Annotated in this window: 20 protein-coding genes; 8 read left to right on the top strand and 12 right to left on the bottom strand. The window is 73.0% G+C overall.

Annotation, left to right across the window (positions count from 1 at the left end; all coding sequences use genetic code 11):
- The first annotated feature begins 41 nt into the window (after nt 1-41).
- Nucleotides 42-1,484 carry an MFS transporter gene (locus tag ACIBCJ_RS30030; RefSeq protein ID WP_365981174.1) on the top strand — a complete coding sequence of 481 codons (1,443 nt, stop codon included), beginning with the start codon at nt 42-44 and terminating at the stop codon, nt 1,482-1,484.
- A gap of 57 nt (nt 1,485-1,541) precedes the next feature.
- Here ACIBCJ_RS30030 and ACIBCJ_RS30035 read toward each other — a convergent pair whose 3' ends face one another.
- Nucleotides 1,542-2,276 carry a D-Ala-D-Ala carboxypeptidase family metallohydrolase gene (locus ACIBCJ_RS30035; protein ID WP_362508108.1) on the bottom strand — a complete coding sequence of 245 codons (735 nt, stop codon included), beginning with the start codon at nt 2,274-2,276 and terminating at the stop codon, nt 1,542-1,544.
- A 180-nt stretch (nt 2,277-2,456) separates the two neighbouring features.
- Here ACIBCJ_RS30035 and ACIBCJ_RS30040 point away from each other — a divergent pair, with 180 nt between their 5' ends.
- Nucleotides 2,457-3,014 carry a glycoside hydrolase family 25 protein gene (locus tag ACIBCJ_RS30040; protein ID WP_362102642.1) on the top strand — a complete coding sequence of 186 codons (558 nt, stop codon included), beginning with the start codon at nt 2,457-2,459 and terminating at the stop codon, nt 3,012-3,014.
- Between the two features lie 9 nt (nt 3,015-3,023).
- Here the strand turns inward: ACIBCJ_RS30040 and ACIBCJ_RS30045 are convergent, their stop codons facing one another.
- The 7 genes from ACIBCJ_RS30045 to ACIBCJ_RS30075 all read right to left on the bottom strand — a co-directional run bounded on the left by ACIBCJ_RS30045 (nt 3,024) and on the right by ACIBCJ_RS30075 (nt 9,317).
- Complete coding sequence (locus ACIBCJ_RS30045; RefSeq protein ID WP_362102645.1) at nt 3,024-3,758, bottom strand: NAD(P)-binding domain-containing protein; 735 nt, start codon at nt 3,756-3,758, stop codon at nt 3,024-3,026.
- A gap of 78 nt (nt 3,759-3,836) precedes the next feature.
- Nucleotides 3,837-4,049 (bottom strand): EF-hand domain-containing protein, encoded by a 213-nt coding sequence (locus ACIBCJ_RS30050; protein WP_362102648.1) that lies wholly within the window; start codon nt 4,047-4,049, stop codon nt 3,837-3,839.
- A gap of 250 nt (nt 4,050-4,299) precedes the next feature.
- On the bottom strand, nt 4,300-4,914 hold the full coding sequence (locus ACIBCJ_RS30055; protein ID WP_362508102.1) for an ADP-ribosyltransferase: 615 nt from the start codon (nt 4,912-4,914) through the stop codon (nt 4,300-4,302).
- A gap of 97 nt (nt 4,915-5,011) precedes the next feature.
- Nucleotides 5,012-5,515, bottom strand: a complete 504-nt coding sequence (locus ACIBCJ_RS30060; RefSeq protein WP_365981175.1) for an ATP-binding protein — start codon at nt 5,513-5,515, stop codon at nt 5,012-5,014.
- 306 nt (nt 5,516-5,821) lie between these two features.
- The gene (locus tag ACIBCJ_RS30065) at nt 5,822-6,589 is read right to left on the bottom strand and encodes an enoyl-CoA hydratase-related protein (RefSeq protein ID WP_365981176.1); all 768 of its coding nucleotides are present in this window, start codon (nt 6,587-6,589) and stop codon (nt 5,822-5,824) included.
- A gap of 131 nt (nt 6,590-6,720) precedes the next feature.
- On the bottom strand, nt 6,721-7,923 hold the full coding sequence (locus ACIBCJ_RS30070; protein WP_393527723.1) for an Ig-like domain-containing protein: 1,203 nt from the start codon (nt 7,921-7,923) through the stop codon (nt 6,721-6,723).
- Between the two features lie 155 nt (nt 7,924-8,078).
- Nucleotides 8,079-9,317, bottom strand: a complete 1,239-nt coding sequence (locus ACIBCJ_RS30075; RefSeq protein ID WP_362102658.1) for an Ig-like domain-containing protein — start codon at nt 9,315-9,317, stop codon at nt 8,079-8,081.
- A gap of 155 nt (nt 9,318-9,472) precedes the next feature.
- On the opposite strand from ACIBCJ_RS30075, the gene glgX reads away from it, so the two are divergent.
- Both glgX and ACIBCJ_RS30085 read left to right on the top strand, forming a co-directional pair.
- The gene (gene glgX, locus ACIBCJ_RS30080) at nt 9,473-11,779 is read left to right on the top strand and encodes a glycogen debranching protein GlgX (RefSeq protein WP_362102660.1); all 2,307 of its coding nucleotides are present in this window, start codon (nt 9,473-9,475) and stop codon (nt 11,777-11,779) included.
- 175 nt (nt 11,780-11,954) lie between these two features.
- A complete protein-coding gene (locus ACIBCJ_RS30085; protein WP_365981177.1) occupies nt 11,955-13,379 on the top strand; it encodes a sulfatase-like hydrolase/transferase in 1,425 nt (474 codons plus the stop codon).
- A 17-nt stretch (nt 13,380-13,396) separates the two neighbouring features.
- Here ACIBCJ_RS30085 and ACIBCJ_RS30090 read toward each other — a convergent pair whose 3' ends face one another.
- The 4 genes from ACIBCJ_RS30090 to ACIBCJ_RS30105 form a co-directional block, all read right to left on the bottom strand.
- On the bottom strand, nt 13,397-14,176 hold the full coding sequence (locus ACIBCJ_RS30090) for a response regulator transcription factor (protein WP_365981178.1): 780 nt from the start codon (nt 14,174-14,176) through the stop codon (nt 13,397-13,399).
- Nucleotides 14,166-15,437, bottom strand: a complete 1,272-nt coding sequence (locus ACIBCJ_RS30095; RefSeq protein ID WP_365981179.1) for a sensor histidine kinase — start codon at nt 15,435-15,437, stop codon at nt 14,166-14,168. The genes ACIBCJ_RS30090 and ACIBCJ_RS30095 overlap by 11 nt, the downstream gene beginning before the upstream one ends.
- A gap of 122 nt (nt 15,438-15,559) precedes the next feature.
- The gene (locus ACIBCJ_RS30100) at nt 15,560-16,309 is read right to left on the bottom strand and encodes an ABC transporter permease (protein ID WP_365981180.1); all 750 of its coding nucleotides are present in this window, start codon (nt 16,307-16,309) and stop codon (nt 15,560-15,562) included.
- A complete protein-coding gene (locus tag ACIBCJ_RS30105) occupies nt 16,306-17,208 on the bottom strand; it encodes an ABC transporter ATP-binding protein (RefSeq protein ID WP_365981181.1) in 903 nt (300 codons plus the stop codon). Before ACIBCJ_RS30105 ends, ACIBCJ_RS30100 begins: the two co-directional genes overlap by 4 nt.
- Before the next feature lie 211 nt (nt 17,209-17,419).
- On the opposite strand from ACIBCJ_RS30105, the gene ACIBCJ_RS30110 reads away from it, so the two are divergent.
- From ACIBCJ_RS30110 to ACIBCJ_RS30125, 4 genes are read left to right on the top strand one after another with little or no spacing between them, the layout of a single operon-like run.
- Entirely contained in the window at nt 17,420-19,354 is a 1,935-nt protein-coding gene (locus ACIBCJ_RS30110) for an ABC transporter ATP-binding protein (RefSeq protein WP_365981182.1), read from the top strand.
- A complete protein-coding gene (locus ACIBCJ_RS30115; RefSeq protein WP_362102680.1) occupies nt 19,351-21,231 on the top strand; it encodes an ABC transporter ATP-binding protein in 1,881 nt (626 codons plus the stop codon). Before ACIBCJ_RS30110 ends, ACIBCJ_RS30115 begins: the two co-directional genes overlap by 4 nt.
- Nucleotides 21,228-23,114 carry an ABC transporter ATP-binding protein gene (locus tag ACIBCJ_RS30120; protein WP_365981183.1) on the top strand — a complete coding sequence of 629 codons (1,887 nt, stop codon included), beginning with the start codon at nt 21,228-21,230 and terminating at the stop codon, nt 23,112-23,114. Before ACIBCJ_RS30115 ends, ACIBCJ_RS30120 begins: the two co-directional genes overlap by 4 nt.
- Nucleotides 23,111-24,871, top strand: coding sequence for an ABC transporter ATP-binding protein (locus tag ACIBCJ_RS30125; RefSeq protein WP_365981184.1), 1,761 nt, complete (start codon nt 23,111-23,113; stop codon nt 24,869-24,871). The genes ACIBCJ_RS30120 and ACIBCJ_RS30125 overlap by 4 nt, the downstream gene beginning before the upstream one ends.
- Nucleotides 24,872-24,873: the final 2 nt, after the last annotated feature.

Consider the following 24,873-nt stretch of genomic DNA (forward strand, 5'->3'; position numbering starts at 1 on the left):
ATCGTTGCAGGGCCCATGTTTCGCGCGTGAAAGACCGAGCCATGCCCGCACCTTCCTCCGGCCCAGCAGCACAGACACCCGTCAATCCCCGGTCGCGGGTCATCGTCGCCAGCCTCATGGGCACGACGATCGAGTTCTACGACTTCTACATCTACGCGACCGCCGCCGTCCTCGTCTTCCCGAAGCTCTTCTTCCCGAGCAGCGACCCCACCACGGCACTGCTGTCGTCCTTCGCGGTCTTCGGCGCCGCGATGGTCGCCCGGCCGATCGGCGCCGTCTTCTTCGGGCACCTCGGTGACCGGCTCGGCCGCAAGAAGACACTGGTCGTCTCGCTGCTCACCATGGGCGTCGCCACCTTCCTCATCGGCGCCCTGCCGACCTACAGCCAGGCCGGCTGGGTCGCCACCGCACTGCTCGTACTGCTGCGGATCGCGCAGGGCTTCGCGCTCGGCGGCGAGTGGAGCGGGGCCGCGCTGGTCGCGACCGAGAACGCGCCCCGCGGCAAGCGCGCCCTGTACGGGACCTTCCCGCAGCTCGGCGCCCCGCTCGGCTTCATCATCGGCAACGGCCTGTTCCTGATCATCGGGGCGCTGCTGCCGTCCACCGCCGGCGCCGACCCCACCCAGCCGTCCGAGGCCTTCACGAGCTGGGGCTGGCGCATCCCGTTCCTGTTCTCCGCCGTGATGGTCGCGATCGGCCTGTGGGTGCGCTCGCGGCTCGTGGAGTCGACGGTGTTCGCCAGGACCCGCGACGCCGGCAAGGTGCGCAAACTCCCGCTGGCCACCGTCGTCCAGGGCCACTGGAGGCAACTGCTCCTCGGCACCTTCATCATGCTGGCGACGTACGTGCTCTTCTACCTGATGACCACGTTCTCGCTGAGCTACGGCCGCGCCGCGAAGGACGCCGACGTGCCGGGGCTCGGGTACAGCTACACCACGTTCGTCCTGATGATGATCTTCGGCGTACTGTTCTTCGCCGTGTTCACCCTGGCCTCCGGCCCCCTCGCCGACAAGTACGGGCGCCGCACCACCCTGATCTGGATCACCGCCGCGATCGCGGTCTTCGGCCTGGTCTGGGTGCCGCTGATCGGCCTGGGCACGCTCGGCGTGGTGCTGTGGCTGGTGCTCGGCTTCACGCTGATGGGCATGACGTTCGGGCCGATGGGCGCGCTGCTGCCGGAACTGTTCCCGACGAGTGTGCGCTACACCGGCTCCGGCATCTCCTACAACGTCAGCTCGATCCTCGGCGCGGCCGTCGCCCCGTTCATAGCGGTGGCGCTGTGGGAGGCCGCGGACGGTTCACCGTGGCTGGTCGGCGTCTACCTCTCCGCGATGGCCGTGCTGACGCTGACCGCCCTGCTGCTCGGCAAGGAGACCAAGGACGTCTCCCTGGACGAGGGCGAGCCCGGCTCCGCGGAGCCGGGCCCCCGGGCGGCCGGGGAGAGCCCCCGGACCGCGGCCGAGGTCGCCTCCCCCGCCCCCTGATCCGCCCGGCGGCCACCCGCACCGCCCCACGGCGCGCCGGGCCGACCTCCCGGTGGCTCAGATGCCGCAGTTGGGTGCCGACCAGTACGGGGACGGGTCGAGGGCCACGTGGGTGTGGTCGTTGTGGTCGGGGTAGCCCGGGCCGAGGATCTCCGAGAAGCCGTGCGTCCTGGCCTGCTGGGCGAGCCGGCAGAAGCTGGGCGAGCCGGTGAGGTCGGCGGCGTCGCCGTAGAGGTGGCGGCTGGTGGACGAGCCGCCCACCGCGCTGTTGCAGGCGCGGGAGCGGAAGCCGCTGGAGACGGTGAGCGGCACGTCGCCCAGGGCGTGCCGCATCGCCTCCAGCTTCCACATGGTCTTCAGCGCGTTCGACTTGGCGGTGGCGGCGGAGACCGCGCCGCCGGACCAGTCCGAGTTGCACTTGTTGAGCTCCGCGTAGGTGAAGTGGACGGGCGTGCAGTCCGCGTCCTGGAGCGCGTAGATCTTGCTGAAGGTCGCGGGGCCCGCGACGCCGTCCGCGCCGAGGCCGTAGGCGGCCTGGAACTTCTTCACCGCGGCGGTGGTCCGGGCGCCGTACTGGCCGTCGTAGGAGAGCCGCTCGCCGGAGGTGACCCAGCCGGCGACGCGGATCTGGAGCTGCGTCACGTCGCTGCCCGAGGAGCCCTGGGAGAGGGTGCGGTTCCAGGTGTAGCAGGAGTCGGCGTGCGCGGCGCCGGCGGTGGCGCCCACACCCACGGCCGCTCCAGCCATGAGCATGACAAAAGAGAGAAGGAGACGTGACACGCGTCTGAACATCCCGGCCTCCCGACCGTCGAGTCGTCGCTGATCCGGAGCCCAGCGTGCGGCACCGCGCTACGCGCGTCAATGGCGCCCGGACGAACCGAAGTCGACTTTTCCACTTCCTGCGGGGATCACCCGTGCCATCGTGGGGAATAAGCAACTCCCGTCCGCCCCACCGTTCTTCAGGGAGGCCCCATGCTGCGCGGCATCGACGTCAGCGCGTACCAATCCTCCAGCTACGGCACCAGCGGCCTCTCCTTCGTCTTCGTGAAGGCGACGGAAGGCCGGTCGTACGTCAACCCCAAGCTCGCGGCCCAGACGGCGCGGGCCCGCGACGCCGGACTCGTCGTCGGCTTCTACCACTTCCTGTGGCCGGGCAACCTCACCGCCCAGGCCGAGTACTTCCTCTCCAAGGCCCCGGACCGCAAGGGCGACATCCTCGCCGTCGACTGGGAGACCAACGGCGAGGGCACGCACCCGAGCAACGCCGAGAAGGACAGCTTCATCAGGAAGCTGAAGGCCCTGCGGCCGGACAACCGGGTCCTGCTCTACTGCAACCGCAACTTCTGGCTGAACGTCGACACCACCTCGTACGCCGGTGACGGTCTCTGGATCGCCGACTACGTCTCGGCGGGCAAGCCGCGCATCCAGGCGAAGTGGCGCTTCCACCAGTACACGGACGACCCGGTCGACACCAACGTGGGCGACTTCGCGAGCAAGGCCGCGCTCAAGGAGTGGGCGCAGAGCGCCTGAGGGGCGGGGTCAGCCCCGGAAGGCAGCGGGCCGCTCCGGGGAGGCCTCGGCCAGCGCCTTGGTGATGCCGTCGACGCCCTCACGCAGGCCGTACACCGGGGTGTCGGGCTGCTGGCGCCAGGAGTCGTCGATGCCGCCGGCGTCGACGGTGTCGAAGCCCAGCTCGTCGATCAGGGCGCGGACCTTCGTCTTGGCCGCCTCGTCGTCGCCGGCCACCGGGAGCGCGATCCGGTCGGGCGCACCGGCCGGCCGTGGGCGGTCGAGGATGTCCTGGGCGTAGGTGCCGTTGAAGGCCTTGACCACCGGGTGACCGAGGTGGCCTTCGGTCCAGCGGCTCTCGGTGAGGCCCTCGTCCTCGATGGCGGCGATCCGGCCGTCCCGCTGCTGCGGGTAGTAGTTGCCGGTGTCGATGACCGCGACGCCGTCGGCCGCCCCGTCCAGGACGCCGGAGGGGAGATCCGGGACCCGCTTGAGCGGGATGGTGACGACCACGATCTCGGCACCGCGCGCCGCCTCCTCCACCGGTACCGGGGTGGCGCCGGTCTCGTCCGCCAGCGCCGTCAGGGTGTGGGGTCCGCGCGAGTTGGCGACGAAGACGTCGTGTCCGAGGGCGGTGAGCCGCCGGGTGAGGTTGCCGCCGATGTTGCCCGCGCCGATGATGCCGATCTTCATGATGCCGACTCGCCTGCTTCCGGAGGTCGTGTCGTGCGGAGCCCCGTGGCTCGCGCCCGTGACCCGCGTCAACCTCCGGCAGAGGTGCGCTATTCCGCACGGAGGCGCCCGTCCGGGTGACCGGCGGGCGCCTCTCGCGGCACGTCGTCGTTACTTGTTCAGGTGGGCCCAGAACTCGTCGAACGACAGCTTCTTGTCGCCGTCGAGGTCGCGGTCGGCGATGATCACCTCGGCCACCGACTCGGTGACGTTCCAGTCGCCGCCCTGGGCGAGCGCGGTCTTGAACTCGGCCGCGGTGATCTGGCCGTCACCGTCCGTGTCGATGCGGTCGAACTGCTTGCGTGCTTCCTCGATGTCGGCCACCGGTCCGCCCCTCGTTCCGTGCATTGGGTCCATCTGACGCAGGTCAGACTAGCTGCCGGTCCCAGCCTCCAGGGCGGCGACCACCCACCCGAACCGCTCCTCGCGGGCCTCGGACGGCCGGAGGTGGCCGTGAGGTGGCGGCGGGGGCCCGGTACCGGAGGCCGGGGCGGCGGCGGGTCACCGGCCGATGGGCTCGGAGGCGCCGTTCCCGCGGCTCTGAGCCCGGGCCGCCGCGCGAGGGGTGCGAGGGTCAGTGCCAGGGGCGGTAGTGCGGGTTGCTCTCGCACTCGCTCATGATCTCGGTCCTGGTCTGCCGGTCGACCGGGCAGACGCCGATGACGTACGTGCGGTGGATGCCGCCGGGGAAGGCGACCTCGACCTGGTCGGCCCACCGGTGGGTGTCGCCGATGGTCTTGTTGACGTCGATGCCGCCCGGGGCGTCGATGTAGTAGTTGTAGCCGGACTTGTACCAGGTCTTGTACAGGTCGTGGTCGTAGCTCGTCGAGACGAATGGCGAGGGCTGGTTGACCAGGACGTACTTCTCGACGTCGTACTGGCCGTTCACGACGTCCTTGGCGTGGAAGCCCTCCTCGAAGACGACCTGCGGTCCGCGGGTGTCGCTGCGGTAGAGCGTGCCGCAGGTGGTGCGCCAGACCGGCTCGGGGGTGATGCGGCCGACGTCGACGCCGCGGTCCGCCGCGGCCTTGGTCCTGTCGTCGAACTGGGGGCAGGCCGGGGCGGCCTTGGCGGGGGGCGTCGCCGGGGGCGCGGCCGCGCCGGGGGCGGTGGCGGCGGTGGTGGCGAGGACGGCGGAGAGCGACAGGACGGCGGCGGCGGTCCGGCGGCGCAGACGAGTGGTGATCATGCGGATACGATCGCGGCCGCGGAGGGGTGCGTTCCGGATTCTCACCCGTAGGCGGCGTGTCAGGCGAACGGGGTTGCCGGCGGGGGCAGATGAGCGGTCAGCGGTCCGTGACCCGGATCTCGAACCAGGTGGTCTTGCCGCGCGGCAGCAGGTCGACGCCCCACCGGTCGGAGAGCTTGTCGACGAGGAAGAGGCCCCGCCCGCTGATGTCCGTCTCCTGCACCGGCATCAGGCAGGGCAGCCCCCGGGAGGGGTCGCGGACCTCGACGCGGATCCAGCCGGGGCGACGGCGCATGTGGAGGCCGAAGACGCGGGCGCCGGTGTGCCGTACGGCGTTGCCGACCAGCTCGGAGACGAGCAGGACGACGTCTTCCGTGACCTTGGGGCCGAGCTTCCACTGGCGCAGGGCGACGACCTGGGCCAGCCGGCGTGCGGTGGCGGCGGACTCGGGGCGGGAGGGTAACGGAACCTCGCGCTCCGTCGGGTTGCCGAACAGGTCCAGCGCCTCGAGTGCGCGCTCGTCCTCGACCGCCGGCGACCAGCGCGCCGCGGTCGCACGTCCGGCTCCCCGCGGCTGTTCCGTACCATCCAGCCCCGCCATGCCCCCATCATGGCCGCCTTCCAAGGGCTCCGGGGTGGTTCCCGGGGAATACGCCCCTGCGGGCGCGGGGTGGACAGACGGTCGACCGGCATATGCCAAAGGCAGTTCGGAACCGGAAACAGGCTCACTGACCTGGGGGAACGGCTCGGCCGGAGACAAGCGTCGGACTCCCTCGACAAGGCGCGCTTAATGGTGCGTTAAGGCTCCCATAAACCGCCCCGCCGAGGGGCCCGGATCAGACATCACGTCAACAGCGGGAACGACGCGGGGACTTCCTCCGGGATGCCGGTCCGCATCCGGCGCGGGTCAGAGGAACTTCGCCTTGCCGGGGCCCTCTTCCACGAAGCTGCGCATGCCGCGCTCGCGGTCCTCCGTGGCGAACAGGCCGGCGAACCAGTTCCGCTCGACGGCGAGGCCGGTCTCGATGTCCGTCTCCAGACCCGTGTCGATCGCCTCCTTCGCCGCGCGCAGCGCGATGGCGGGCCCCTTGGCGAGCCGCGCCGCCCACGCGTGCGCCTGCTCGTAGACCTCGGCGGCCGGCACGACGCGGTCCACCAGGCCGATGGCCAGCGCCTCGTCGGCCCTCACCTGGCGGCCGGTGAAGATCAGGTCCTTGGCCTTGGAGGGGCCGACCAGCCGGGACAGCCGCTGGGTGCCTCCCGCGCCGGGGATCAGGCCGAGCAGGATCTCGGGCTGGCCGAGCTTGGCGTTCTCCCCGGCGATGCGGAAGTCGGCGCAGAGCGCGAGTTCGCAGCCCCCGCCCAGCGCGTAGCCGGTCACGGCCGCGACCACCGGCTTGGGGATGCGGGCCACGGCGGTGAAGGAGTCCTGGAGGGCGCGGGACCGGGCGATCATCGCCGCGTGGTCCATCACCTGCATCTCCTTGATGTCCGCGCCCGCCGCGAACACCTTCTCGCCGCCGTGGATCACGACGGCGCGGACGTCGTCGCGCCGGGTGACCTCCTCGGCCAGCTCCTTCAGCCGGTCCTGGGTGGCGACGTCCAGCGCGTTCATGGGCGGGCGGTCCAGGCGCAGCGTGCCGACGCCGTCCGCGACTTCGAGGTGTACGGTCATGCTCCGCAGGTTAGCGGGCGTTCACTCGCCGTGGGGCCGCGGGTGCGTCTGCCGGCTTCAGGCCGGTGGTGGGTTGCTCGCGCGGTTCCCCGCGCCCCTGCGGGGCGCGGGTCGCGGGTCGCCCCGGCGCTTTACGCCTTCCACTTCTCCCAGGACATGTTCCAGCCGTTGAGGCCGTTGTCGGGAGCGATGGTGGCGTCCTCGGAGTTCTTCACCACCACCACGTCGCCGATGATCGAGTGCTCGAAGAACCAGCTGGCCGGGGTCCCCTTGTCCCAGCCGCCGCGCACGTCGCGCAGGCCGATGCAGCCGTGGCTGGCGTTGCTGTTGCCGAAGACGCCGCCGCCCCAGTAGTTGCCGTGGATGAAGGTGCCCGAGGTGGACAGCCGCATGGCGTGCGGGACGTCCTTGATGTCGTACTCGCCGCCGTAGCCGACCGTCTCGCCGTTCATCCGGGTCACCGCGAGCCGCTCGGTGATGACCATCTGGCCGTTCCAGGTCTCGTAGCCGGGGGCGCCGGTGGTGACGGGGATGGTCTTGAAGAGCTTGCCGTCGCGCATGACCTTCATCGTGTGCTTCTTGGCGTCCACGACGGAGACCTGACTGCGGCCCACGGTGAAGGAGACGGTCTTGGCCTGCTTGCCGTAGACGTCGTCCCGGCCCTCGACTCCGTCGAGGGCGAGGTCGACGGTGACCTTGGTGCCGGGCTTCCAGTACTTCTCGGGGCGGAAGTCGAGGCGGTCGTTGCCGAACCAGTGGCCCTCGACCTCGACGGCGGGCTCGGTCTTGACGGTGATGGCCTTCTCGACGTCCTCCGGGTTGGTGATGCCCCGGGTGAAGCGGATCGAGAACGGCATGCCGACGCCGACCTTCGAGCCGTCCTCGGGCGTGAAGGTGCCGACGAAGGTGTTCTTCGGCGTCAGGGTGGTGAAACGGGAGTCCTCGGCGGCCGTGCGCCCCTCGGAGTCCTTGGCCACGGCGTGCACGCTGTACGTGGTGGAGGCGGCGAGGTGGGTGGACGGCGTCCAGGAGGCGCCGTCCCCGGATATCTTCCCGTCGACCTTCGCGCCCTTGGTGTCCTCGACGACCACCTCGGTGAGCTTGCCGTCCGTGGCGCCGATCTTGAGCGCGCCCTTGGTGTCGACCGCCTTCGCCCCGTTCTCCGGGGCGATGGTGACGACGGCCCGGGACTGCTCGCTCTGCGCCGCGGTGGCGTCCTTGCCCTTGTCCCCCTTGCCGTCCCCGGTCCCCGAACCCGAGCCGCCGCCACCGCACGCGGTGACGGTCAGCATCAGCAGCCCGATCACCGCCCCCGCCATCGGACGCACGTTCACCTTGTCTCCCCTCGCCGGGCCTGGTCGGGCCCGCACCCCGGTGCGCCCGCTCGCGCACCGGCGCATCGTAACCGCAGGCCAGGGGGATGAGGGACTGGTGAATTGTCACCGTTCCGTACCGAGTTGGCGGACCGGTGGTGCCGGGCGCGCAGGCGTCACTTCACCGCGCCGCCCGCCTTCCACTGCTTCCATTTCATGTTCCAGCCGCCCAGCCCGTTGTCGGGGTCGACCGTCCTGTCCTTGCTGTGCACCACTTCGACGACGTCACCGATGAGGCTGCGGTCGAAGAACCAGCCCGCCGGGGTGTCGGAGCCGCCGCCCTTGTCGTCGCGCAGTCCGACGCAGCCGTGGCTGACGTTGGCGCGACCGAAGGTGTCGGCCGGGGCCCAGTAGTTGCCGTGCAGGAAGGTGCCCGAGCTGGTCAGGCGGATGGCGTGCGGGACGTCGGGGATGTCGTACTCGCCGCCGAAGCCGACCGTGCGGCTGTTCATGCGGGTGACCTCCAGCATCTCGGTGATCACCATCCGGCCGTTGTAGGTGGGCGTAGTCGGGGCCCCCGCGGTGATCGGCACGGTGGCCAGCAGGGTGCCGTCCCGGCGCACCTCCATGGTCCGTTCGAGGGCGTCGACGCGGGAGACCTGGCTGCGGCCGACGGTGAAGGAGATCGTCTTGTGCTGGAGCCCGTAGACCCCCTTCGCGCCCTCGACGTCCCGCAGGTCCAGGGCGACGGTGACCTCGGTGCCCGGCTTCCAGTACTCCTTGGGCCGGAAGTCGAGGCGGTCCTTGCCGAACCAGTGGGGGCGGACCTCGGTGGCGGGCTTCGCGGTGACCCTGACGGCGCGTTCGACGGCGGCGCGGTGGGCGATCTCCCGGTTGAACTCCAGCGAGACGATCATGCCGGTGCCGACGACCGAGCGGTTCTCGGGGGCGACGTAGGCGATGAAGCGTTCCTCGGGCACCTCGGTGGTGAACGTGGTGTGCCGGGCCGAGCGGCGTCCCTCGCCGTCCAGGGCGACGGCGTCGACGGTGTACTTGGCGGCGAGGGCGAGCCTGCCGTCGTCGGGCCGCCAGCCCAGGCCGTCCTCGGAGATCCGGCCGGGCACCGGGGTCTCCCGGGCGTCCTGCGACCTGACGACCTTCACCGATTCCAGGCGTCCGTCGGGCACCCGCACCGACAGTTCCCGGTCCGGCCCGACGGCCTTGCTGCCGTCGTCGGGGGTGACCCGGATGACGTCCTCGGGGGCGGGTCGCTTGCCGAACATCTCACCGATGCCCGAGCCGACGCCACCGCCGTCCGAGGTGCATCCGGCGGCCCCGGCCAGCAGTCCTGCCCATGTCAGTAGGGCGCCCAGAGCGGCCCCCGCGCGCCGTGCGCGCCCGTGTACGTGCCTCACATCCACCCGTAACGACCGGTCGGCCCTGGGGAAACGTGAGTGCGAGCCACCCGGTGGGCAGAACTGTGGGGAGGACGACGCGACGGGGAGCAGCGGCCGGGACGCCGTACGCCCTCCTGCCGGACGTCGTTCCACGAGCCGTGGGAGGCTGACAGGTGTCCAGCGCAGCCGAGCAGGAGGCGGTGGCCGGGAAGCGGGCCGCCGCGGAGGGGCGGAGCACCGCGGACGGCCGGACCGTCGCGGACGGGCGCCCGGCCGTCGTGGTGAACGGCGGACGGCGGGCCGCGCCGCCGCCCGCCGCGCCGGCCTGGCCGGGTACCGCGGTGCCGCTGGGTGCCCGGTTCCGGACCGGCCCGGACCAGGTGGCGGGGACCAACTTCGCGCTGTGGGCGGGCGGGGCGGAGGCGGTGGAGCTGTGTCTGTTCGACGGGCCGGGCCCCGGTGCCGGGGAGCGGCGGGTGCCGCTGACGGAGCTGACGCACGAGATCTGGCACGGCTTCGTGCCGGGCGTCGTGCCCGGCCAGCGCTACGGCTACCGGGTGCACGGACGCTGGGACCCGTGGACCGGCGCCCGCTGGAACCCGGCGAAGCTGCTGCTCGACCCGTACGCCCGCGCCGTGGACGGTGACTTCGCCCTGCCGCCCGAGGTCTACGGACACGTCCGCGACTGGCCCGAGCAGCGGGTGGCGGACACCGTGCGCGACGACCGGGACTCGGCGCCGTACGTCCCCAAGGGTGTCGTGGTCCACGACGACGCCACCGACGACGAATGGGCGTACGACCGGCGGCCCAAGACGCCGTGGGCGGACTCGGTCATCTACGAGCTGCACGTGCGCGGCTTCACCAAGCTCCACCCGGACATCCCGCCCGAGCTGCGCGGCACGTACGCGGGCCTCGCGCACCCGGCGGCGATCGGGCACCTGACGCGGCTCGGCGTGACGGCGGTGGAGCTGCTGCCGGTGCACCAGTTCGCGCACGAGAGCCATCTGCTGGACCGGGGTCTGAAGAACTACTGGGGTTACAACTCGGTCGGCTACTTCGCCCCGCACGCCGCCTACGCCGCCTCCGGCACCGCCGGTGGACAGGTCGGCGAGTTCAAGCGGATGGTGCGGGCGCTGCACGAGGCCGGCATCGAGGTCATCCTCGACGTGGTCTACAACCACACCGCGGAGGCGGGCGAGCTGGGCCCGACGCTCTCCCTCAAGGGCATCGACAACCGCGGCTACTACCGCCTCCAGCCGGACGCCCGCCGGTACGCCGACTACACCGGCTGCGGCAACACCCTGCACGTCGTCCAGCCGCACGTGCTGCGCCTGATCACCGACTCGCTGCGGTACTGGGTCACCGAGATGGGCGTGGACGGCTTCCGCTTCGACCTGGCGGCGGCGCTGGCCCGCTCGATGCACGACGTCGACATGCTCTCGCCGTTCCTCGCGGTGATCGCCCAGGACCCGGTGCTGCGCCGGGTGAAGCTGATCGCCGAGCCCTGGGACGTCGGCTCCGGCGGCTACCAGGTGGGCGCGTTCCCGCCGCTGTGGACCGAGTGGAACGACCGCTTCCGCAACGCGGTGCGGGACTTCTGGCGGCACGCCCTGCCGGACGTGCGGGAGATGGGGTACCGCCTGTCGGGCTCCAGCGACCTGTACGCGTGGGGCGGGCGCAGACCGTACGCCTCGGTCAACTTCGTCACCGCCCACGACGGCTTCACCCTGCGCGACCTGGTGTCGTACGAGCGCAAGCACAACGAGGCCAACGGTGAGGGCAACCGGGACGGCACGGACGACAACCGGTCCTGGAACTGCGGCGCGGAGGGGGAGACGGACGACGCGGAGATCCGGGCGCTGCGCAGGCGCCAGCTCCGCAACCTGCTGACCACGCTCCTGCTGTCGACCGGGGTGCCGATGCTGGTCGCGGGCGACGAGATGGGCCGCACCCAGGGCGGCAGCAACAACGCGTACTGCCAGGACAACGAGATCGGCTGGGTGGACTGGAGCCTGCTGGACGACCCGGAGTGGCGTCCGCTGTTCGAGCTGGCCTCCCGGTTGATCGCGCTGCGCCACCGGCACCCGGTGCTGCGCCGCAGGGCCTTCTTCTCCGGCCGCGCGCACTCCCCCCACGGCCTGCGCGACCTGGCCTGGTTCACGGCGGGCGGCACGGAGATGACGGAGCGGGACTGGTACGCCCCGGCCGCCACCCTCGGCATGTACCTGTCCGGGCGGGACATCCCGGGCCGCGACGAGCGCGGCGACCCGATCGCCGACGACAGCTTCCTGGCCGTCCTGCACGCGGGTGAGGGACCGGCCGGGTTCGACCTGCCCGGTCCTCCGTGGGCCGAGCGCTACGAGGTGGTCGTCGACACCGGCCGGGAGGAGCAGGACGAGGCGCCGGGCGCCGTGCATCCGGCGGGTACCCGGATCACGGTGCCGGGCCGGACGGTGCTGCTGCTGAGGGCGGTCGGCTGAGGGCGGTCGGTTTAGGGCGGTCGACGCACGCCGCACCGGGCCGTTCGTTGAGGCCTCGTTTCGGCTCCGTGAACGCGGCGGCGATCTTCTTGACCGGCACTTCGCGTGCCTGGAAACGTCCCCGGTCGGCGCCTCTTCGGGCGCACCTCCGACCTAGTCCTCCAGAGGATCACCCATGCCCGAGATGTCCCGCCGCGTCTTCGGCGGCCTGGTCGGCGGCGGTGCGGTGAGCGCCGTCGCCGGTACGTCCGCCGCCGAGGCCGCCACGTCCTCCACCGCCGCCTCCGCGCCGGCCGAACGTCCCTTCGCCGCCCGCACCCGCCCCGCGTCCCGGCCCGGCAGGCGTCCCAACATCCTGTTCATCCTCGGCGACGACCTCGGCTGGGCCGACCTGTCCTCGTACGGCGCCCCGCACATCAGGACCCCGCACCTGGACCGGCTCGCCGCGCAGGGCGTGCGGTTCACCCAGGCGTACTCGGGGTCGGCGACCTGCTCCCCCACCCGGTTCAGCCTGTACACCGGGCGGTATCCGGGCCGCACCGAGGGCGGGCTCGCGGAGCCGATCGGCGACCGCAGCCAGGGCCTCGACCCGAACCACCCGACCCTCGCGTCACTGCTGAGGCAGGCCGGTTACGCCACAGCCCTGATCGGCAAGTGGCACTGCGGCTGGCTCCCCGACCACAGCCCGACCAAGTCCGGGTGGGACGAGTTCTTCGGCAACTTCGGCGGTGCGCTGGAGTACTTCTCCAAGCTGGGCCAGCTCGGCGACTACGACCTGTACGAGGGCGACGCCACGTACCAGGACCTGCGGTACTACACCACCGTCCTGACCGAGCGGGCCGTCGAGTACGTCGGCCGCGAGCACCGCCGGCCGTGGCTGCTGAACCTGAACTTCACCACCCCGCACTGGCCGTGGCTGACCGAGGACGACGAGGAGACCGGCGCCGCGATCGCCGCGGAGGTGCGCGACGGGAACGTCCTGGGCGCGCTGCTGCACAACGACGGCGGCTCGGTGGAGAAGTACCGGGAGATGGTGGAGAACCTGGACGCCTCGGTCGGCAGGGTGCTCGCGGCGCTGCGCCGGTCCGGCCAGGAGGAGAACACGGTCGTCGTCTTCGCCAGCGACAACGGCGGCGAGCGCTTCTCCTACCAGTGGCCGCTCAGCGGCGGCAAGTCGCAGCTGCTGGAGGGCGGCATCAGGGTGCCAACCGTGCTGCGCTGGCCGGCCCGTGTCGACGGACGGCAGGTCAGCCACGAGCCGGTCTACTCGCCCGACTGGACGGCGACGCTGCTGGAGCTGGGCGGCGCCCGGCCGGACCCGGCGTACCCCCTCGACGGCCACAGCCTCGCCGACTACCTGCTGCACGGCCGCGAGCTGCCCGAACGCGACCTGTTCTGGCGGGTGCGGGGCAACCGCGCGCTGCGGCGGGGCGACTGGAAGTACTACCGGGACGCCCAGGGCCGCGACCACCTGTACGACCTCGCCGCCGACGCCCGCGAGCAGGCTGACCGTGCGCAGGACCGGCCCGAGCTGCTGGCCGAGTTGCGGGCGGCCTGGGAGCGGACCGACCACGAGCTGCTGCCCTACCCGGCGGCCTGAGGCTCCGGCCGGGGGCGTCAGCCGAGGATGCGACGGTCGTACGCGGTCGCGACGGCCGCCGCGCGGTCGCTCACGCCGAGCTTGGCGTACAGGTGGGTGAGGTGGGTCTTCACGGTCGCCTCGCTGATGAACAGCTCCCGGGCGATCTCCTTGTTGGAGGTGCCCCGGGCGACCAGGGCGAGCACCTCGCGTTCGCGGGCGGAGAGGGGCTCGCCACCGGGTGCCTTCGGGCCGCGGACGGCGGAGACCAGGCGGGAGGCGACCGCCGGGGAGAGGACCGTGCGTCCCTCGGCCGCCGCGCGGACCGCGGTGAACAGGTCGTCGCGGGGCGCGTCCTTGAGGAGGTAGCCGGTGGCACCGGCCTCGATGGCGGGCAGGGTGTCGGAGTCCGTGTCGTACGTGGTGAGCACGAGCACGCGCGCGCGGGCACCGCGCCGGGTCAGCTCCCGGATGGCGTCGACGCCCGAACCGCCCGGCATCCGCAGGTCCATGAGGATCACGTCGGGGTCGAGCGCGGCGGCCCGCTCCAGTGCCTCGGCGCCGCCCGCGGCCTCGCCGAGGACGCGGAAGCCGGGCGCGGACTCGAACATGCCGCGCAGACCGTCGCGGACCACGGGGTGGTCGTCGACGACGAGGAGGGTGATCACGCCGTCCGGGGTCGTCGCGTCACCGGTGGGGACGTAGCCGGTCGGGGCGTCGCCGGTCGTCGCATCGCCGGTCGTCGCGTCGCCGGTCGGGACGTCGTGGGTCGGGGCGTCGTCGGTGGGGGCGTCGTCGGTGGGGGCGTCATCGGTCATGGCGGACCAACGGTACGCGAGCGGAGACGGCCGTGCCGTGCCCCGGTTCCGCCTCCACGGTGAGCGAACCGGCGATGCGCTCGGCGCGGGACCGCATGCCGTCGAGGCCGAAGCCGCCGGCGGGGGTGCACGCGCGCGCGGTCGGCGGATCGAAGCCCCGGCCGTCGTCGCGGACGTCGAGGGTGACCTCGTCGCCCATGTAGGAGAGGGTCACGCCCACCCGGCCGGCGGCGGCGTGCCGGGCCGTGTTGGACAGGGCCTCCTGGGCGATGCGCAGGAGTGTGGCGGCGACCTCGTCGTGGAGTTGCTCGGCGGTGCCGGTGACGGTGAACCGGGCCTGGACGCCGGTGCGCTCGCCCCATTCCGTCACCGTCTTCTTCAGCGCGTCCGGCAGTCCGTCGTCGGCCAGCGCGACCGGCGAGAGGTTGTGCACGGAGCGGCGGGCCTCGCCGAGGCTGTGCCGGGCCAGGGCGAGGGCCCGGTCCAGGTGCGCGCGGCCGAGCGCCCGGTCCGGGGTGGCCGCCACGACCTGGAGCTGCGCGATGATGCCGGTCAGGCCCTGGGCGATGGTGTCGTGGATCTCGGCGGCCAGCCGCCTGCGCTCGTCGGCGACCCCCGCCTCCCGGGCCTGGACGAGGAGCTGGGCGTGAAGGGCGGCGTTCTCGTCGAGGGCCTGCTGGAGGGCGGTGTTGGTGCGCTCCAGCTCGGCGATGGTCTCGACCCGGGTGCGGCTGCGGGCCTCCTCCAGGGCGGCGAAGTGCCCGAAGACGGCCAGCAGCATGCTGTTGACGGTGAGGATCGCGCCGAAGAGGACCCAGCCCATGAGCCCCCGGGGCGGCAGCCCGCCGGACTGCGACCCCGCGAGCGTGACGGCGGTGGCGAACAGCCCTGCCATGCGCAGCCGGCGCGGCAGCAGGTGCTGGGCGCCGAAGTAGCCGACGACCGCGTAGAAGGCGAAGAGCGGGTTGAGCCAGGTGAGCGCGAATCCGATGGCCCAGCGGACGGCGTAGTAGCAGGTGCCGGCCGGGGACGGTCCCGGGCGGCTCCGCACGGCTCGGTTCCACCACACTTGCAGCGCGACGGCCGCGCCGATCAGGGCGCCGCTCGCCCGGCGTTCGCCGGTGGTCATGCCGATGGCGTCGGCGGCCGACCAGGCGATCAGGGTCCCGACGGCCAGCAGGGCGTACGGGCCCCAGCGGTGGAAGGCCGCCCACCGTTCGTCGACCGTCGCCGTCCGCGTCATGGGGTCATTGTCGGACATGCCGCGGCGTCCCTCCCTCTCTCGTTCCCGGCGCTCGCTCCCGGCGCTCGCTCCCGGCCCTCGCTCGCGGCGCTCGCTCCGGGCCCTCGCTCCCGGCTCACCGGCGATCCGCTCCCCGGCGCTCACTCCCAGCGGAACCAGCGCGAGGCGGCCGCCGTGAGCAGCACCGTCCAGGCCACCAGCACCGCCAGGTGGGTCCAGCCCGGCCAGTCGCCCGCGGCGGCCTCGTTCAGGGCCTGCGCGGCCGCGCCGAACGGGGTCCAGCCCACGACGCGGGCGAGCAGGTCCGGCATGGCCTGCACCGGCAGCCACACGCCCGCGCAGAACATCGCCGGGAACAGCGCGGCCGACCCGATCGCACCGGCGATCTTCGTGGTGCGGGACAGCGCGGAGAGCACGGCCCCAAGGGAGAGCGCGGCGAGTACCGCGAGCAGCAGCGCGAGGAGGTAGCCGAGGGGCTGCCCGGGCAGCGCCACGTCGAAGGCAAGCCGGCCGACCGCGAGCGCGAGCAGCGCCGAGACCAGCGCGGCCGCGCCGCACACCGTCATCTGCGCGGACAGCAGTGCCGCCGGACGCACCGGCGTGGCGGACATCCGGCGCAGGATGCCGCGCTCGCGGTAGCCGGTAAGGACCTGCGGCATGCCCTGGAGGCCGCCGACGGTCAGGCCGAGCAGCACGGCCACCGGTACGTAGGCGTCGACCGGCCGCAGCCCGCCGAGGGAGGGGTCGGCCTCCCGGAAGGACGGGACGGAGCCCAGGATCACCAGCAGCAGGGTCGGGAACACCAGCATCCAGAACAGGGCGCCGGGTTCGCGGCGGAACAACCGCAGCTCGGTCCGCAGGACGGCGGTGTCGAAGACGTCGGTGCTCATGCGGTGGCCTCCGTGAGGTCCAGGAAGGCGTCGTCCAGCGTGGTGTCGGTGACCCGGAGCTGGTGGGCGGTGACGCGGGTGCGGGCGAGCAGGGTGATGACGGCGTTGACCGTCTCGTCCGTGCCGGACAGGGTGACGCGGCCGTCCTTGTGGTCGACGGAGACGAGTTCGGGCAGCGCGCGCAGGTCCGCCTCGGGCAGCGGGGCGGACGGGGTGAAGCTGATGACGGTGGCGCCCGCCGTGCGCCGGATCAGCCCGGCCGGGGTGTCCAGCGCGGCGACCCGGCCCCGGTCGATCACCGCGATCCGGTCGCACAGGCGCTGGGCCTCCTCCATGAAGTGGGTGACCAGCAGGACGGTGACGCCTCCCGCGCGGATGTCCTCGATGAGCTGCCAGGTCTCCCGGCGGGCGCGCGGGTCGAGGCCGGTGGTCAGCTCGTCCAGGACGACGACACGGGGATCGCCGACCAGGGCGAGCGCGATGAACAGGCGCTGCTTCTGGCCGCCGGACAGCTTGGCGAACCGGGTGTCCAGCAGGGGGGTGAGCTCGAGCCGCTCGGCGAGCGGGCGCCAGTCGGCCGGGGCCGGGTAGAAGGCGGCGTACAGCTCCAGGGCCTCGCGGACGGTGAGCTTGGGCTGGAGTTCGCTCTGCTGGAGCTGGGCGCCCAGGACCCGGGCGACCCGCTCGTGGTCGGCGACGGGGTCGAGGCCGGTGACCCGGACCCGGCCGGCGTCGGGGACGCGCAGTCCCTCGACGCACTCGACGGTGGTGGTCTTGCCGGCGCCGTTGGGTCCGAGGACGCCGAAGATCTCGCCCTCCTCGACGGCGAAGGACACACCGTCGACGACGGGGCGGCCGCCGTAGGACTTGCGCAGGTCGGTGACTTCGATGACGGGCATGGTGCAAGCGTCCCCGCGGCCCGGGGCCCCGCACATCGGCCGACGCGCTCGAAGGCGCATCAGCCGATCGGTTGATGCGCCCGTACGACCCGGCGGGGCACCGCCGCGACCCGGTGAGCCCTGCGTACGACTCCGGTGAGCCCTCCGCCGACCCCGGCGGGCCGGAAAACCCGGTGGGCAGTGTCAGTGGTGAACCGTAGGCTCGCTGCTGATGTCCACGACACCTGCACCCGCCACGGATCTCGGTCCGGACCCCGTTCCGCCGGCCGCCGCGGACCTCGCCGAGAAGCGCTCCACCGTGCGTGCCCTGCTGCGGCTGTGGCCCTATGTGCGGCCGGTGCGCGCCCGGTTGGGGACGGCGGCGGTCATAGCGATCCTCGCCTCCTGCGTCGGGCTGGTGATCCCGCTCGTCCTGAAGTGGATGGTGGACGGGCCGGTGGCCGACGGCGACCCGGCCGGGGTGTGGCTCGGGGCGGGGTACCTGCTGCTCCTCGGAGTGGCGGAGGCACTGCTGTTCGGGCTGCGGCGGTGGCTGGTGGCCAGGCCGCTGGCCGGGGTCGAGGCGGGCATGCGCGCGGACCTCTACCGGCATCTGCAGCGGCTGCCGGTGGCCTTCCACGACCGCTGGGCCTCGGGGCAGTTGCTGTCGCGCGGGACGACCGACCTGATGCTGCTCCGCATGTTCCTCGCCTTCCCGTTGACGTTCCTGCTGGTCAACGGCGTGACGATCCTGGTCGGCGTCGGCATCATGCTGGTCCAGGACTGGACGCTGGGGCTGGTCGTGCTGGGGCCCGCCATTCCGGTGATGATCACCTGCGGGATCTTCGAGAAGAAGTACTCCGCGGTCGCGCGGCGCGCGCAGGACCAGGTCGGCGATCTGACCACCGTGGTCGAGGAGAGCGTGCTCGGCATCCGGATCATCAAGGGCTTCGGCCGGCACCGCAGCCAGGCCCGCGCCTTCCACGAGCTGTCGCACACGCTGCGCGGCACGGAGCTGCGCAAGGCGCGGCTGCTCGCGGCGATCTGGGCGGTCATCGTGACGCTGCCCGAGGTGGCGATCGGTGCGGCGCTGGTGGTCGGCTCGGTGCAGGTGGCGGACGGGACGCTGTCGGCGGGGACGCTGGTGGCGTTCCTGTCCACGGCGCTGGCACTGCGGTGGCCGGTGGAGTCCATCGGCTTCCTGCTGGCGATGAGCCAGGAGGCGGCGACGGCCACGGACCGGTACTTCGAGGTGATGGACGCGGAGGTCGAGTCGGCGGGGGGTGCCGGCGACCGTACGCCGGAGCCGGAAGGCGGGGAGCACGGCCCGGCGTCGCGGGGTGCGTTGCCGGCCGTTCCGGCACGGGGGGAGGCACGATCGCCCGCGGTGACGGACGGCCTGCGGTTCGAGAACGTGCGGTTCCGCTATCCCGACGCGGCCCCCGACTCCCCGCCCCTCCTCACCGACGTCGACCTGCACATCCGCTCCGGCGAGTCCATGGCCCTGGTCGGTGCCACCGGCAGCGGCAAGACGACGCTGACCGCGCTCGTCCCCCGCCTGCACGAGGTGACCGGCGGCCGGATCACGCTGGACGGCGAGGACATCACCGCCCTGTCCCGCGAGGAGCTGCGGGCCATGGTCGCCGTCGCCTTCGAGGAGCCCACCCTCTTCTCGGCCACCGTCGGCGAGAACGTGCTGATGGGGGCCGCCGAGGACGCCGGCGACGCGGAGCTGGACCGCGCGCTCGCCGTCGCGCAGGCCGACTTCGCGCACGCCCTGCCCGAGGGCACCGGCACCCAGGTCGGCGAGCAGGGCCTCAGCCTCTCCGGCGGCCAGCGTCAGCGCCTGGCGCTCGCGCGGGCGGTGGTCGGCAGACCGAGGTTCCTCGTCCTGGACGACCCGCTGTCCGCCCTCGACGTGCACACGGAGGCCGCGGTGGAGGCCGCCCTGCGGCAGGTCCTCGCGGACACCACCGCGCTGATCGTGGCCCACCGCCCGTCCACCGTGCTGCTCGCCGACCGTGTCGCCCTGCTCTCCGAGGGCCGTATCGCCGCCGTCGGAACCCATCACGAACTGCTGCGCACCAGCCCCGAGTACGCCCGTCTGATGTCGGGCCTCGACGGGGCCGGGAACGACGAGGACCTCCAGGAAGGGGACGGCCGATGACCGCGCCCACGGCCACCGTGCCGGACCGGGGACAGCCGGAGGACCCGCGGCAGGCGGACCCGGCCGAGGCGGGGGCGGGATCCGCCGGCGACGTCTTCGACCAGGACGTCCTGCCCAGCCCGGCCGGCGCGACGGCCGCCCTGCTGCGCTCCCTGCTGGCTCCCTCCAAGGCGCGGGTGGCCCTCACCGTCCTCCTCCTGCTGCTGCAGCAGGCGGCCGTGCAGGCGGGCCCACTGCTGGTGGCGTACGCCATCGACCACGCCGTGCCGGCCCTGCGCGACGACGACCACGGACCGTTGATCGCGGTGGGGGCCGGATACCTGCTGTGCTCGCTGGCGGCGGGCGGGCTGCAGTACGCCTTCATCGCGGCGGCGGCCCGGGTCAGCCAGGACGTGCTGCTCGACCTGCGCGGCCGCATCTTCCGGCACGCGCAGGCGCTCAGCGTCGACTTCCACGAGCGCTACACCTCGGGCCGTCTCATCTCGCGGTCCACCACCGACGTGGAGTCGCTGCGCGAGCTGCTCGACGAGGGACTCCAGGAGCTGGTGACGGTCATCCTGTCGTTCGTCTACATCGCCGCGCTGCTGCTCTGGCTGGACCTCGGCCTCGGTGCCGTGGCGGTGGCGTCGTTCGTGCCGCTGTACGCGCTGGTGCGGCTCTACCGGCGGCGCGCGGGGCGGGTGTACCGGCAGCGGTCGACGGCGATCGCGGCGGTGATCGTGAAGTTCGTGGAGACGATGAACGGCATCCGGCCGGTGCGCGCCTTCCGCCGGGAGGCCGCCAACGACGCCGACTTCGCGGTCCTGAACCACCACCACGAACGGACCAACGGCGACGCGCTGCTGGAGATGGCCCGGTACGTCGTCGGTTCGCGGCTGGTCGCCAACACGGCCGTCGCGGGAATCGTGCTGTGGGGCGCCTACCGGGTGGCCGACGGCACCCTGGCGCTCGGCGTGCTGGCGGCGGCGGTCCTGTACCTGCGCCGCCTGTACGACCCGATCGACCGGCTCGGCATGTTCCTGAACTCGTACCAGTCCGCGGCGGCCTCCCTGGAGAAGATCGCCGGGCTGCTGGCCCAGACGCCGACGGTGCCCGAGCCGGCCGCGCCGAAGGAGCTGCCGCCGCCGGCGTCGGAGCTGCCCGGCCGCGAGGTCGTCTTCGAGTCGGTGAGCTTCGGCTACCGCACCGGCGGCGAGGTGCTGCCGCGCTTCGAGCTGACGCTCCCGGCCGGGCAGACCGTCGCCGTGGTGGGCTCGACCGGCGCGGGCAAGTCGACGCTGGCCAAGCTGCTCGCCCGGTTCTACGACCCCTCGGCGGGGCGGGTGCTGCTGGACGGCACCGACCTGCGCGACCTGGCCGTGCCCGAACTGCGGCGCGGGGTGGTCATGGTGACGCAGGAGGCGTTCCTGTTCTCCGGCACGGTCGCCGACAACATCGCCATCGGCCGTCCGGAGGCGACGCGGGAGGAGATCGAGCGGGCCGCGAAGGCGATCGGCGCGCACGACTTCATCGCCGCGCTGCCCGACGGCTACGACACCGACGTGCGCAAGCGGGGCGGTCGTATCTCCGCCGGCCAGCGGCAGTTGGTGGCGTTCGCGAGGGCGCTGCTCGCGGACCCGGCGGTGCTGATCCTGGACGAGGCGACCAGTTCGCTGGACATCCCCGGGGAGCGGGCGGTGCAGCGGGCGATGACGACGGTGCTGAAGGGCCGTACGGCGGTCGTGATCGCGCACCGGCTGTCCACCGTGGAGATCGCCGACCGGGTGCTGGTGATGGAGCACGGGCGGATCGTCGAGGACGGCGCCCCGGACGAGTTGATCGCCGGCACGGGCCGGTTCGCGGACCTGCACCGGGCCTGGCGGGACAGCCTGGCATGAGGATCGACGCGTACGCGGATCCGGGCGCACCGGACCGGCGGGGCGGCTGGCGGTACCTGGCGTGGCTGGTCCGGCGGCAGTGGCCGCGGTGTCTGGCGGGGGCGGTGCTGGCCAGTGTCTGGATGGTGCTGCTGGCGGCGACGCCGTATCTGATGGCGCGGGCCGTCGACCACGGTCTGGAGCCCGGTGACATGGGCGCGCTGGCCGGCTGGACGGGTGCGATGGTCGCCGTCGGCGCGGTCAACGCCTGGCTGGGCATGATGCGGCACCGCACGATGACGAAGGTGCGGATGGACGCCAACTTCCGCACCGTCAAGGTGGTCGTCGGCCAGGCGACGCGCCTGGGTGCGGCGCTGCGCGCCCAGGTGGGGACCGGTGAGGTCGTCACCATCGGGGTGGGCGACGTGCAGACCGTCAGCACCTCCCTCACGGCCGTGGGGCCGGGCGTCGGGGCGGTCGTGGCCTACGCGGCGGTCGGCGGACTGATGCTGTCGGTGTCGGTCCGGCTCGCCCTGGTGGTGCTGCTGGGGGTGCCGCTGCTCGGGGTGGTGCTCGGTCCGCTGATGGGCCGGCTGCAGGGCCGGGAGACCGAGTACCGGGAGCGGCAGTCGGTGCTGACCGCGCGGATCGGCGACCTCGCGGGCGGGCTGCGGGTGCTGAACGGGCTGGGCGGCAAGGGCCTGGTCGCGGACGCCTTCCGCCGTGACTCGGGCCGGCTGCGCGAGCAGGGCTACCGGGTCGGCGCGGTGACCAGCTGGATCCAGGCCCTCGGGGTGGGGCTGCCGGTGCTGTTCCTGGCCCTGGTGACCTGGCTGGGCGCCCGGCTGGCGGCCCAGGGGCAGATCAGCGTGGGCGAACTGGTGTCGGTGTACGGCTATGTCGTCGCGCTGGGCTGGCCGGTGGCGTTCCTCATCGAGATGGGCCACCAGCTGAGCCGCGGTGTGGTGGCCGCCCGCCGGGTCGTGGCCTTCCTGCGCCTGGAACCGGAACCGGACACGGGCACCCGGGACGCCCCGGCGGAACCCTCGGTGCTGTACGACCCGGCGTCGGGCGTCCGGGTCTCCCCCGGCCGCATGACCGCGATCGTCGCCTCCCGCCCGTCCGACGCCACCGGCATCCTGGACCGCCTGGGCCGCTACGCCCCGTCCGACGCGGTCTGGGGCGACGTCCCGCTGGCCGACATCCCCCTCACCCAGATCCGCTCCCGCATCCTGGTCGCCGACCCGGAGGCCGACCTCTTCGCAGGCACCCTGAGCGAAGTGATGGGCGGTCCGGACACCGGCCTCAGGGGCGCGGGCCGCGCCGACGTGGGGCTCCGCCGCGTGGGCGCGACAAGCGACGAGGCACCCGCACTCGGCGAGCAACCCACCGGGGCAGACGGGACGCCGCGCCTCACCGCGGCCATCCACGCGGCCGCGGCCGAAGACATCGTCCGCACCCTCCCGGACGGCCTGAGGACCCGGGTCGCGGCGCAGGGCCGCGACCTGTCCGGCGGACAACGCCAACGCATCCGCCTGGCGAGGGCCCTCCTGACCGACCCGGAAGTCCTCCTCGCCGCCGAGCCCACCTCCGCCCTGGACGCCCACACCGAGGCCGCGGTGGCCGACCGCCTCAAGCACGCCCGCCGGGGCCGGACCACGGTGCTGGCCGCCACCTCACCGCTCCTCCTCGACCGCGCGGACGTCGTGCACCACCTGGTCGACGGCAAGGTCGCGGCGACCGGCACGCACCGCGAACTCCTGGACACGGAACCGGAGTACCGCGCCCTGGTCGCGCGGGACGACGCGGAGGACACCGCAGACGCCGCAGACGCCGCAGACACCGCAGACGCCGGAGTCACCGAGAGCGCCGCGAACGCCGAAGAAGGGGAGCCGGCCCGATGACCCACCTGCCCGTCGCCGAGCGCGCCGACGTCCGCCGCGCGGCGACCGGTCTCGTGCGCGCCGATCTGAGGTCCTTCGCCGTCGTCCTGGGCCTCAACGCGCTGGCGGCGCTCGCCGGTCTCGCGGGCCCCTGGCTGCTGGGGCGGATCGTCGACGAGGTGCGCGGCGGGGGCGGGGTCGGCGCCGTCGACCGGATGGCGCTCGCCATCCTGCTGTGCTCGCTGGCGCAGCTGCTGCTGGCCCGCTGGGCGCGGTACGTGGGGCACCGGTTCGGGGAGCGGACGCTCGCCCGGGTGCGTGAGCGTTACGTGGACCGGGCGCTGGCGCTGCCCGCGTCGGTGGTGGAGCGGGCGGGGACCGGGGACCTGACGACGCGCGGGACCGCCGATGTGACCGCCGTCGGCACGACACTGCGCGACGCAGGTCCCGAGCTGCTGGTCAACGCCGTGCAGGCGCTGTTCCTCATCGGTGCGGTGTTCGTGCTGGACCCGCTGCTGGGGCTGGTCGGGGTGCTGGGGCTGACGCCGGCCTGGCTGGCGCTGCGCTGGTACCTGCGCCGGGCGCGGGCCGCCTACCTCGCCGAGGGCGCGGCCGGGTCGGACGTGGCGGAGAGTCTCGCGGCCACCGTCGCGGGGGCCCGCACGGTGGAGGCGTTCGGGCTGGCCGAGCGGCGCGTCACGACGAACCGCGAGGCGCTGGAGACCTCGCGGCGCACTCGCTTCCGCACGCTGTTCCTGCGCAGTGTGTTCTTCCCGGCGGTGGACGTCTCCTACGTGCTCCCCGTGGCGGGCGTGCTGCTCCTCGGCGGCGTCCTGCACGCCCACGGGTCGGCCAGTCTCGGTGCGGTGGTGTCCTGCGCCGTGTACCTCCAGCAGCTGGCCGGGCCGCTCGACGAGGTGCTGATGCGGACCGAGCAGTTGCAGGCCGGTGCCGCCTCCTTCGCCCGGGTGGAGGGGCTCGCGCGGGCCCCACGGGGGTCGGCGGACGAGTCGGCGGTGCCCGCGGACGACCGCATCGACGTGTCCGGGGTGCGGTACGCCTACGAGCGCGGCGGCGAGGTGCTGCGCGGGGTGGACCTGAGCGTGCGGCCGGGCGAGCGGCTGGCGCTGGTGGGCCCTTCGGGGGCCGGCAAGACCACGCTGAGCCGGCTGCTGGCGGGGATCGACGCGCCGACCGAGGGCTCGGTGACGGTGGGCGGGGTGCCCGTGGTCGCGCTGGGCCCGGAGCGGCTGCGCCGTCAGGTGGTGCTGGTCACCCAGGAGCACCACGTGTTCCTGGGCACGGTTCGCGACAATCTCCTCATCGCCGAACCGGCCGCCTCGGACGAGGAGTTGTGGGCCGCTCTCGCCACCGTCGGCGCCGAGGGGTGGGTGCGGGAGCTGCCGGCGGGCCTCGACACCGAGCTGGGGGCCAGGGAGCACGCGCACGCCACGGACGGCTCGCAGGCCCAGCAGCTCGCGCTGGCCCGGGTGGTGCTGGCCGACCCGCACACGCTGATCCTCGACGAGGCCACCGCCCTGCTGGACCCGTCCACGGCCCGGCACACGGAGCGGGCGCTGGCCGCCGTGCTGAAGGGCCGTACGGTCATCGCCATCGCGCACCGCCTGCACACCGCGCACGACGCCGACCGGGTGGCGGTGATGGAGGACGGCCTGCTGTCCGAGCTGGGCACGCACGACGAACTGGTGTCGGCGGGCGGGGCGTACGCGGCCCTGTGGGGCTCCTGGCACGGGGAGCGGTCCCCCGTTACTGACTGACC

It is taken from the genome of Streptomyces sp. NPDC051136 (assembly GCF_044455745.1).
Taxonomy (GTDB): domain Bacteria; phylum Actinomycetota; class Actinomycetes; order Streptomycetales; family Streptomycetaceae; genus Streptomyces.